This window comes from Ruthenibacterium lactatiformans, from assembly GCF_000949455.1.
GTDB classification, from domain to species: domain Bacteria; phylum Bacillota; class Clostridia; order Oscillospirales; family Ruminococcaceae; genus Ruthenibacterium; species Ruthenibacterium lactatiformans.
Genome location: NZ_JXXK01000077.1, coordinates 1 through 3122 on the forward strand (window position 1 = coordinate 1; position 3122 = coordinate 3122).

Sequence of the window (3122 nt, forward strand, 5' to 3'; positions counted from 1 at the left end):
CATTCAGTTACGACAGCATTCACTCTGTCACACGGCATACCGTTGACGAAGAAATCTTCAAAGATGCGGAAAACGTCCGTAGCTTTTTCTGCGTCCCTTCCGTTCCTCCGGCCATAGCGAAACGCGACTTTGCTGATTTCCTCCAATCTTTCGGGATGCGTGGTAAGGACAGTCTGAATCAAATCCGCATACCTCGTTTCCGCATCATGAATCTGATCTTGAAGCCAGCCGTGGATATTGCTTTCATCAATGACGTCTTCCAATGCGGGCAGGTCTCTGATGTAAGCAGTACGATCTGAAATCCAGCCGTTCCCGGCAGCCATGGAGGCAATCGCTTTGGTGAGTTCCTCCTGCTTGCCAATCTTGTTATACAGCCAGAAGTGGATTGGTCCTAAAAATGCGCTCATGATCCGCTTACTTTCCGCTATCGGCGATTTTATCGTTGATGGCCTTTATGACGCTTTCAGGATCAACCCCATGAACGGCGCAGGCATCCTCAAGACTCTCCGCCTGGGAAGCTGGACAGCCGAGGCAGTGCATACCGATTCCGAGCAGCACCTCCGCCGTTTCCGGGTACTGGTTTACGATTTCACCGATCAAGGTTTTCCTGTTTACAACTGTGGTTCCCATAAGTTTTTCCTCCCTGTTCTTGATTTTCTGCTCTGATTATACTATAATCGAAACAACGCGTATGTTGTTGCAACAACGGAAGGATGATTTTCATGAATACTTTTTTTCTTTCCAACACGCCGCTGTTTCATGGAATCAGCGAGAGCGAAATCTCGGAGCTGCTTAGCTGCCTGGGTGCGAAAGAGCGCAAATACAAAAAGGATGAGATTATTATCCGGGCGGGGTCCTCTGTCAGCGAAATCGGGCTTGTGGAATCCGGCAGTGTGAATATCGTCGTCAATTTTTACTGGGGAAACAGCCATATTTTCGGTCATGTGGGAAAAGGACAGGTTTTTGCAGAAAACTATGCGGCAATTCCCGGCAAGGAGCTGCTTTGCGACGTTGTTGCCTGCGAGGAGACCGAAGTACTCTTTCTGAGTATGCGGAATATGCTGACTACCTGCCCGAGAGGATGCGCATTCCATACCCGCATCATTCAGAATATGCTTCGGATTTCCGCACAGAAGAACCTGAATCTCTCTTCGCGCATGATGCATACCGCGTCAAAATCTCTCCGGGAACGCCTGCTTTCTTATCTTTCGGAGCAGGCGCTGGAACACAGAAGCTCGCGCTTTACCATTCCCTTCGACCGCCAGCAGCTTGCCGACTATCTTGCCGTAGACCGCAGCGCCATGTCCAATGAACTGTCCAAGATGCAGAAGGACGGATTGATTACTTACCACAAGAACGAGTTCACGCTAAATGGATCAACATGATTATTAAGCAAAAAGTCTTCTCGCCGACTTAGACGGGAAGACTTTTGTTTTACCCGGCACTACTTGTTTTCGCCAAGAAAAAATGTTTTTGCAAACTCCATGTCTTGCACAAGCTCCACCGTACCGAGATACGCTCCTGAATTGTCACGCACCGCCATGTATTTCACTAGCATCGTGCGGCCACCCTTTTCCATCCAGACAGGCACCTCGTCACGGCGATTGTTCCTGAAATCGTCGATGATCTGGCGCACCATCGGCTCGATCTTTGGCGGATGGCAGGAGAACACTTCCCGGTCAATGGCCATGCCGGGGCGCTTGAAGACCTTCGGTCCTTCATTGAAGAAGCGGTTAATGTTATCCGCATCCACAAAGGTAATTTCCATCGGGATCGTATTCAAAAGCGCGGTCAGCTGTTCCACGGTCATGTGACCGCCGGGCATTACGATCTCGCCCACCGCATCGAAGACTGTGGAAACCTTCCTGCCCTCCGCAGTCTCCCAGCGTTCCTGTTCCACGCCGAAGCACAGGTCGTAATCCTTCTCGTCGTGGTAGATGCCGTACCATTCCTCCTCTGTGAAGTTCACTGCGCAGATTGGGAACAGGATGTTCTGCTCCTTGTAGATCATTTCCTCGGCCCGGGTCAGCACGGCGTCCAGCCTGGCGCTCCATTCTGCGCCGTGATCGTTTTCCTTTGCAAGCGCACTAAGTTCATCGCGAATCTCGTCGTCCACCGTCCACATCACATCGGAGGGACCGGAGACGCCGTATTTCACCTTCAGCAGGGGATAGAGCATATCGCCCTTTTTGGCATAATGGATCGAAAGATCACGAATCGCCGGGATAAGCGATTCATCCTTGCCCTCCTTAAATCTGGCAAGCAAATCGGTAAGCGCGTCGTTTTCTTTTGTCAGCGTGTACAGAGGATGCCCGGCTATTGCCTCCAGTTCGGCGGCGCGGGCGTTCTTATCCGTGTAGTCCTTTTTGGGGAAGGAGTCTCTCTTCGCCAGCTCCTCATGCGCCTTTTTTCGCAGGAGGGAGGCTTCGACTTCCTTTTCTGCATTGGCTATTTTCTCCTCGGTTGTCGCGCCATGGAACAGGGCGGAGTGGACGTCGCAGAGCCTCTGCACTTCAGAAAGCGGTGTTCCCTCTTTCATGAGCTCCTGTTCCGCCTGCATGATCTCCGATGCCTCGACGTCGCTAAACTCACGGACGAAGTCCGCCCGTACAGTCTCCAGTTTTTCGCCTTCGCCCAGCCTTTTCAGATAGGTCTTGAGCTGTTCGGTGCGGCTTGCGGGAGGATTGTTCACATTTGTTTTCTCCGCACCAGCCTGCGGCGCAGAAGACATGTCCGGCATCTCACCGACAAGCTCGAAGCCTTTGCCCATCAAGGTTGTCACGACATCCATCATAGAGATATTCTTCATCTTCGCGCCTTTGGGAATCGTCATGATCTTGCCGACGGAGTGCAGCATGGGCTTTTTAATGATCTCGGTAAAACCGAGCCCTGCCATGATCTCGATCAGCTCAGGGTATTCCTGTGTCAATTCATAGACAGTTTTATTCAAATCAAGCTTCTTTGCCATAGTGATAGACCTCCTTTGTATTTTTCTGTATTTATTATAAACATACTTAGAAGGATTTTATGTTGTTCAAACAACAAAGCAACACATTTTTTCTGGCCACACTCCAAAGCAAAGCTGATTGCAAATTTGGGCGGAGAATATACTCCTACCTATA

4 protein-coding genes are annotated in these 3122 nt (G+C 50.5%); 1 reads left to right on the forward strand and 3 read right to left on the reverse strand.

Going from position 1 to position 3122, the window contains the following annotated elements; genetic code table 11:
- The coding region (locus tag TQ39_RS19660) for a hypothetical protein (RefSeq protein WP_050006788.1) at window positions 1–407 on the reverse strand (407 nt) is incomplete at its 3' end.
- Window positions 408–414: 7 nt separating this feature from the next.
- A complete protein-coding gene (locus TQ39_RS19665; RefSeq protein ID WP_050006789.1) occupies window positions 415–630 on the reverse strand; it encodes a DUF1858 domain-containing protein in 216 nt (71 codons plus the stop codon).
- 92 nt (window positions 631–722) lie between these two features.
- Between TQ39_RS19665 and TQ39_RS19670 the strand changes: the two genes are divergently transcribed.
- On the forward strand, window positions 723–1385 hold the full coding sequence (locus TQ39_RS19670) for a Crp/Fnr family transcriptional regulator (RefSeq protein WP_050006791.1): 663 nt from the start codon (window positions 723–725) through the stop codon (window positions 1383–1385).
- Between the two features lie 59 nt (window positions 1386–1444).
- Here the strand turns inward: TQ39_RS19670 and TQ39_RS19675 are convergent, their stop codons facing one another.
- Entirely contained in the window at window positions 1445–2968 is a 1524-nt protein-coding gene (locus tag TQ39_RS19675; protein WP_050006790.1) for a DUF438 domain-containing protein, read from the reverse strand.
- Window positions 2969–3122 lie beyond the last annotated feature (154 nt).